This window comes from Paenibacillus sp. JJ1722 (assembly GCF_048282685.1).
Taxonomy (GTDB): Bacteria; Bacillota; Bacilli; order Paenibacillales; family Paenibacillaceae; genus Paenibacillus; species Paenibacillus polymyxa_B.
The window spans coordinates 2570001-2578250 of sequence record NZ_CP182500.1 but is presented as its reverse complement, the minus strand read 5'-3'; the positions used below and the strand labels follow the sequence as shown (position 1 = coordinate 2578250).

General features: G+C 47.4%; 3 protein-coding genes and 2 rRNA genes (1 of these 5 cut by a window edge). All 5 read right to left on the bottom strand.

Annotation, left to right across the window (positions count from 1 at the left end; genetic code table 11):
• Positions 1–50 precede the first annotated feature (50 nt).
• Entirely contained in the window at positions 51–1916 is a 1866-nt protein-coding gene (locus ACM1ND_RS11715; protein ID WP_028541394.1) for an ABC transporter ATP-binding protein, read from the bottom strand.
• A complete protein-coding gene (locus ACM1ND_RS11710; protein ID WP_418027763.1) occupies positions 1891–3786 on the bottom strand; it encodes an ABC transporter ATP-binding protein in 1896 nt (631 codons plus the stop codon). Before ACM1ND_RS11710 ends, ACM1ND_RS11715 begins: the two co-directional genes overlap by 26 nt.
• A gap of 216 nt (positions 3787–4002) precedes the next feature.
• The gene (locus ACM1ND_RS11705; RefSeq protein ID WP_023988445.1) at positions 4003–4827 is read right to left on the bottom strand and encodes a thioesterase II family protein; all 825 of its coding nucleotides are present in this window, start codon (positions 4825–4827) and stop codon (positions 4003–4005) included.
• Between the two features lie 956 nt (positions 4828–5783).
• Positions 5784–5900: ribosomal RNA gene (gene rrf / locus ACM1ND_RS11700) — 5S ribosomal RNA — on the bottom strand.
• 152 nt (positions 5901–6052) lie between these two features.
• Positions 6053–8250, bottom strand: a 23S ribosomal RNA gene (locus ACM1ND_RS11695) (it continues 727 nt past the right edge of the window).

Here is an 8250-nt window from a genome sequence, read left to right as displayed (position 1 = left end):
CCGTTTCTCTCCTCGCAAAATAGATATTGGTAAAAAGGAAATTCGCATATTTATGCGGTTTGTTCCTCGGGATGCTTTCGAAATTGAAGCTCATACAGCTCTGCATAATGACCTCCCTCGGCAAGGAGCTGATCATGGGTACCCTGCTCTTTCAGTTCGCCATCGGCAAGGACACAGATCGTATCCGCCCGTTCAATCGTAGACAATCGATGGGCAATAACTAATGTCGTACGATCCTTCATCAGCTCATTTAAGCCCTGCTGGACTTCATATTCCGATTCTGCATCCAAAGCCGAGGTCGCTTCATCCAACAGCAAAATCGGTGCATTTTTGAGCAAAGCACGGGCAATTGCGATCCGCTGTCTTTGACCGCCGGACAAATTGGCTCCGCGTTCACCGACAATCGTGTCGTACCCCTCTGGCAGCTCGCCTATGAAGCCGCTGGCATAGGCTGTTTTGGCCGCAGCCTCTACTTCTTCATCCGTGGCAGCCGGTGAGCCAAAACGGATATTATCCGCTACTGTACCGTGGAACAGCGTAGCCTCCTGTGGTACATAGGCCATTAAATCCCTGACCTCATCCAACGGAAATTCTTCTGCCAAGCGACCACGAACCCGCAGCACACCTTCGTCCGGTGGGTAAAATCCCAGCAACAGCTTCATGACTGTGCTTTTGCCACCACCACTCGGGCCGACAAGCGCGGTTACCTGCCCTTCTGGCACGACCAAGTTTAACCTTTGCAGCGTTGGATGGTCAGGCTGATAGCCAAAGGTGATGTCGTGCAGCTCCAGCGCAGCCGGAGTCTGTTCAATGGCGTGGTCTGAACGCAAGCTCTCAACATCGCCATAGAATCCCCCAGATTCACGGGCTGATAAAGCTGCCGTCTCGGGATCGATAAGCCTAGTCAGCGGTCCCTTCTTTTTAGCCGCGGGGAACTGCTCCTCTTCCTTCGACTCATCCAGAATTTCGCGGATACGCGCCAAGCCTGCCAAGGAGTTTTGTAACAGTGTTACAGCCGCCCCTAGCTCCAAAAACACCGTTGAAATACCGGTTTGCAGCTGCACAATCTGTCCCAATACCCCCAGTTCCATTTGCTTCTGCGATACCAGAATCAATCCGGCGACAAGCACACCGCCCAGCGTGATGAACTCTATGACAAAATTGCACATATCCTGCAAGCCCATATGACGTCCCTGCCGAATGCTGATGCGGTTTATGTCCTCGCTTGCATCGTTACAAAGTCCACCTACCTTTGTCCTCAACCCAAACAACTTCACCGTCTGCAAACCGGAAAGCAAATCACTCAATCGTTCCGTGAACCTGCTCATCCGTCCCTGTAACTCTTCACTCGTCTTTCGCATTTTCTTCGCGAAATGAGCGTTTATCCAGGCTGAAGCCAGCCCAAGTAAAACCGCCATAATCCCAAATCGCCAATCCAGAACCATCAAAATGACCAACGAGCCCAAGAAAAGCGAAATTTCTAGTATAATCGAGCGGATATGAACGGTGTAAGCCTGCTCCAGCGCCTGTACATCGTTCGTCATACGGGATACAAGATCACCCGAATGGTGTTTTTCGGCTTTTTCGTACGATAGCTTGACAATGTGGCCAAATAGTTTCATTCGTACATCGGCAATCGCCAGCTTTACACACCGTTTATACATATAGCTGCACAGGGGGGAAATAAGACTTAATGCCAAAAATGTACCACTGACCAAATAGACCGCTCGGTATAGCTCCTGTACATCGCCATTAACCGCAAAATTCAGCAAATAATGCACCACGAAAGAAAGTAAAATCGTGATGCTGGCATTGGTCAGACTATTGCCAACCAGCCCGGTAAAATACCATTTTCGATGCGGCTTCATCAGGGACATCAACTGCTTAAATTCATAAAACCCCTGCTTGAAGGTCACGACGCTCACTCCTTTCCTCAGGCAACGAATTACCGTTTTCCGCCGTATGCTGTTCTTCTTCAAAATTTTTCAAATACAGCTTTCGGTACACACCATCACGACCTAGTAATTCCTCATGAGAACCCGATTCCACAATGCTCCCCTGATCGAGTACAATAATACGGTTCGCCTGACGTACGGTTGACAGTCGATGAGCAATGACCAGTACCGTCCGGTTTTGCATTACCGCATTCATCGCATTCTGCACCTGAGCCTCCGACTGACTATCGAGTGCTGAAGTCGGCTCGTCCAATAAAAGCAGCGGAGCATTTTTCAGTAATGCTCTTGCTATAGAAATACGCTGTTTTTGACCGCCAGACAATCCGCCTCCCCGCTCGCTCAACAGGGTTTCATAGCCCTCGGGAAGTTGAACAATAAAATCATGCGCATGTGCCGCTTTCGCCGCCTCGACAATTTCTTCCCGAGTCGCCTCCAGACGTCCATATCCGATATTTTCTGCAATGGTGGCCGGAAAAAGCCACGACTCCTGAGATACCATCGAAATATGACTGCGCAGGCTTGTTAAATTCCAATCTGTCAAACTCTTTCCAAATAGTTGAATGGTTCCGGCATGCTCTCCAGGCTCATTAAATCCGCAAAGCAGCTTGAAAATCGTGCTTTTACCGCCACCGCTGGCACCGACAATCGCCACCATATCCCCTTGCCCTGCCTGGAAGCTGATATCCTTCAGCACTGTGTTCCCTTCATCGTAGCCAAAGGTCAAATGCTCAAAACTGACTACAGCAACACTATCAACGTCATCATCGCTTTCTGCTCCGCCTTCACTCATTCGGTTGGCTTCCCCATCTGCATCGTCTTTCAAATGAGGTGCCCTATTCTCTCGCCTCTGATCTACCAAGGTCATTTCGCCGTTCTGACGTTCATTCTGCCAATCCAGCACCTCAAACAAATGCTTTGCGGCTCCACCCGCTTCCTTCATTTGCGAAATGATTGTCGGCAGCATGGCAATCGGCTGTAATATGAACGAAATCAGGTATAAAAAAAGTACAATGCCTCCAGCATTCAGCTCTCCTTGTTGTATCAGGTATCCTCCGTATACAATGACCAAAATAATTGGTGTTGCCAGCATCATCACACCTACTGGAGTAATGGCTGCATAGCGCTTTTCTAGCCTTAAGCCGCGCTTGACGACCTCCTCCATAATCACCATATACTTCTTCAACAGCACAGCTTGCATATTGAATGCCTTGACTATAGGGATTCCTCCGATTGCATCTTGCCCCACAGCGTTCAAATGAGCAATTTTCTCCTGAAGATCTGCGGAATATTTTTCAATCGGCTTGCTCATTAGTGATGTTATGATCATTCCTATTGGCATGAGCGCAAGACTTGCCAATATCAGTTTCCAGCTTGTCAGTAAAAGCAATATGAGTGATGCCGTAAACACAAGCGGTAAATAAAACAGATTGGAAAACTGCTGGATAAAAAAGTTCTGTAATACTGCCGTATTATTGGTTAGACGGGATACCAAATCTCCGGTAAATTTCCTTTCCACGCTGGAAACCGGTAAATCGCAAAACTTATGTACGAGATCGCCTCTCAAGTCGCGCAGAGCACTAACACTAAAACGCGCTGAAGCGTACCTCATCACAAACTTACAGGGCATTCCAATTAGCGTCATACCAACAACCAGATAGATCATGTTCTGGGTAGAGGAGAATGTCCCCTGTGCCATTTGCTCAATAGCCTTACCCAAAATAATGTCAATAGCTGCCAAACACAAGGAGGCGATCACCGTTATGAAAACCCATAGATTATACGGCCTTACATAACGTGCGAGTCTCCGAAAAGCAGAATTTGATCGAAACAAGGGCATCCCTCTTTTCGTTGCCCACACTTTTTCAGTGGGAACTTTTTATATTGGCTGTGGACGTCGTTGAGATAAACTCTGGGTTTGGATGCATGAGTATCCGTACAGAATAAAATGCGATTTTGAACTATGCTGGAATTTGCATCTTGTTTGTGGGTTGGTTGTCGATTGTTGCTGAGATGGTAATAACGAAGTGTATCGTGATGTGTGGGACATTCAACTCTGTCTGAATCGTGGTTGTAGGGTGCTTGTGTTGTAAGCTGTATGAGCTGCCGCCGCGTGGGCCATCGGCGAGGATGTAGAAAGAATGTTCTCGACTGCGCTCATAACTTCTTGTTCTTGTTCATGGATGAAAAAGTGATTACCTTCGAACATCTGAACATCCATAGGTGATGTCGTATGCTGTTGCCAGGCATGGAGTGAATCTGTGCTAACCTCAAAATCCATCATTCCGCCTAAAACGGTCATCGGACATACCAGTGGATTTCCCGGCTGATAAACATAAGTTTCACATACCTTAAAATCTGCACGCAGACGAGGCATAATAATTTGCATCAATTCTGCATTTTGCAGCACCTCTTCAGGTGTTCCCTGCATCAAACGAAGCTCTTCGGTGAAAGAATCGTCTGCTAAATCATGGAGTCGTTTTTTGGAGTATGGAAGATGTGGTGCGGATTTACCAGATATGATGATATGCACAGGTAGCTTTCCAGTTTTGCTGTACAACTGTCGTGCTGTTTCAAATGCAATCAGTGCACCCATACTGTGCCCAAAAAAAGCGAACGGCTTATGCATGTATGGGGCCATAGCGGGAATCAACGATTGAACGATGTCCTGAAGAGTATCCATTGGAGCTTCTGTTGAGCGGCTTTCACGTCCTGGAAGTTGTATAGGCAACACGTTAATATCAGGCGCGAACCTAGACTTCCAAGAGTTAAATATGTAAGCGCCACCACCAGCGTAGGGGAAGCAAAATAGTTGGAGCTTCGCAGTCGGTTGGACCTCTGTTTTTGCGAACCAAGATTGTGATCGAGTTGTCAAATGAATTCCTCCATCCTCTATGCAGTTCATAATTTTACAGTAAATCCTTATATCTCTTTTTTTCTTCCAGCACTTTCTAACTGTTTTTAAATATACAAACTTTAAAACCGCTTGGCATGGGACAAAAGGGCTAAATTGATGGAGCTCATAAAAATAAAACAAAATCCATATTATGTTATTTGTTTCCAAACTTCAAAAGCAACAATTTCACTTTTTGTATTAGTTATCTGTCAATCATGATCTGTTAATTTAGTTTAAAACGAAATTTTTGGTTTTCACGAATTTTGTAAAACTAAACTCATTATGATTTACATTGAAGCTCCAACCCCTTATCCTACAACAATTTTATCTTTACATGCCATTAACATAAATGTAACAAATTCAACCTGATATCATCCGACAAATTCCGCCTTTTTCCGCAACCCTCTTTAACCTCCTAAATAATGGATTGAATTTGTATCAAGCTCACATAAGCCAAAATTAATAACTCTTTAATTTTGTAATAAATATTGTTATTTCATAGTCCTAAAGGACCATATTTTTCATATTTTTTTCTGACTCTTCGTCTAAAAAATTCAGTTCCGATTGAGTTTTTCTCTCCCAAAGCTATGAATTTTCTTTTCAAACTCTAATAGAAACGTTTCTATCTCGCTTCAAAAGTACCTGTTCTCTAGAAATTTATAGCCTTACTTTTAATCTTCCCCCTCAAAAAACAGTAACGGCAAACAGCAAGGCTCCCTGTTGTTGGAGACTTGCTGCTTTATAAATTTCATTATGTTTGACTTCACTATCGGTCGATATGCAGAGTGTTGTAAGCTTTATAATAGTTATGTCCCAATCTTATTAATTTAGTGGAATGGAGTATATGTAATGGTTTCTTGTATATTTTCCAAAATGCGAAAGCCTTATGGTATGCAAAAAGAGCACAGCCTTAATGGGCTGTGCTCTTTAATCTTGCTTGGCGACGTCCTACTCTCCCAGGACCCTGCGGTCCAAGTACCATCGGCGCTGGAGGGCTTAACGGTCGTGTTCGGGATGGGTACGTGTGGAACCCCTCCGCTATCGCCACCAAACATGAATTTGCTGTGCAAATTCTACCGTACGGTTATTCGGTTCATCACTTATTGTGTGAATGAATAGCCATGCGCTTATCATATGTCACTTGTACATACTTTCAAGGTTACACCCTGAAAACTGGATCCGAAACTCATTTGCGTTTTATTCTTAGGATAAGCCCTCGACCGATTAGTATTGGTCAGCTCCATGCATTACTGCACTTCCACCCCCAACCTATCTACCTCGTCGTCTTCAAGGGGTCTTACTAATTGGGAAATCTCATCTTGAGGGGGGCTTCACGCTTAGATGCTTTCAGCGCTTATCCCTTCCGTACATAGCTACCCAGCGGTGCTCCTGGCGGAACAACTGGTACACCAGCGGTACGTCCATCCCGGTCCTCTCGTACTAAGGACAGCTCCTCTCAAATTTCCTACGCCCACGACAGATAGGGACCGAACTGTCTCACGACGTTCTGAACCCAGCTCGCGTACCGCTTTAATGGGCGAACAGCCCAACCCTTGGGACCTACTTCAGCCCCAGGATGCGATGAGCCGACATCGAGGTGCCAAACCTCCCCGTCGATGTGGACTCTTGGGGGAGATAAGCCTGTTATCCCCAGGGTAGCTTTTATCCGTTGAGCGATGGCCCTTCCATGCGGTACCACCGGATCACTAAGCCCGACTTTCGTCCCTGCTCGACTTGTAGGTCTCGCAGTCAAGCTCCCTTCTGCCTTTGCACTCTTCGAATGATTTCCAACCATTCTGAGGGAACCTTGGGGCGCCTCCGTTACTCTTTAGGAGGCGACCGCCCCAGTCAAACTGCCCACCTGACACTGTCCTCGCACCGGATTACGGTACCAAGTTAGAACCTAGATACGATCAGGGTGGTATCCCAAGGATGCCTCCCTTCAAGCTGGCGCTCAAAGTTCAACGGCTCCCACCTATCCTGTACAGATCGTACCCAAATTCAATATCAAGCTGCAGTAAAGCTCCATGGGGTCTTTCCGTCTTGTCGCGGGTAACCTGCATCTTCACAGGTATTAAAATTTCACCGGATCTCTCGTTGAGACAGCGCCCAAGTCGTTACGCCATTCGTGCGGGTCAGAATTTACCTGACAAGGAATTTCGCTACCTTAGGACCGTTATAGTTACGGCCGCCGTTTACTGGGGCTTCGGTTCATAGCTTCGCCCGAAGGCTTACCACTCCCCTTAACCTTCCAGCACCGGGCAGGCGTCAGCCCGTATACTTCGCCTTGCGGCTTCGCACAGACCTGTGTTTTTGCTAAACAGTCGCTTGGGCCTTTTCACTGCGGCCCCCTCGGGCTATTCACCCTACCGAGGCACCCCTTCTCCCGAAGTTACGGGGTCATTTTGCCGAGTTCCTTAACGAGAGTTCTTCCGCGCGCCTTAGAATTCTCTTCTCGCCTACCTGTGTCGGTTTGCGGTACGGGCACCTTCTCCTGGCTAGAGGCTTTTCTTGGCAGTCTGAGATCATGACCTTCGCTACTATAATTTTCGCTCCCCATCACAGCCCAGCCTTACGATGTGCGGATTTGCCTACACACCAGCCTCACTGCTTAGACGGACATCCATCAGTCCGCGTCACTACCCTACTGCGTCACCCCATCGCTCATAACGGATTACGGTGGTACAGGAATTTCGACCTGTTGTCCTTCGACTACGCCTATCGGCCTCGCCTTAGGTCCCGACTTACCCTGAGCGGACGAACCTTCCTCAGGAACCCTTAGGCTTTCGGCGGATCTGATTCTCACAGATCTTTTCGTTACTCATACCGGCATTCTCACTTGAATGCAGTCCAGCGCTCCTTACGGTACACCTTCAACCCGCATTCAACGCTCCCCTACCCCTGATGCAAGCATCAAGCCATAGCTTCGGTGGTGTGTTTAGCCCCGTTACATTTTCGGCGCAGAGTCACTCGACCAGTGAGCTATTACGCACTCTTTCAATGGTGGCTGCTTCTAAGCCAACATCCTGGTTGTCTGTGCAACTCCACATCCTTTCCCACTTAACACACACTTGGGGACCTTAGCTGATGGTCTGGGCTGTTTCCCTTTCGACAATGGATCTTAGCACTCACTGTCTGACTCCCGGAACTAAATCTATGGCATTCGGAGTTTGACTGAGCTTGGTAACCCTTGCGGGCCCCGCACCCAATCAGTGCTCTACCTCCACGATTCTTTTTTCCGAGGCTAGCCCTAAAGCTATTTCGGGGAGAACCAGCTATCTCCGGGTTCGATTGGAATTTCTCCGCTACCCCCACCTCATCCCCGCATTTTTCAACATGCGTGGGTTCGGGCCTCCAGTGCGTGTTACCGCACCTTCACCCTGGACAGGGGTAGATCACCCG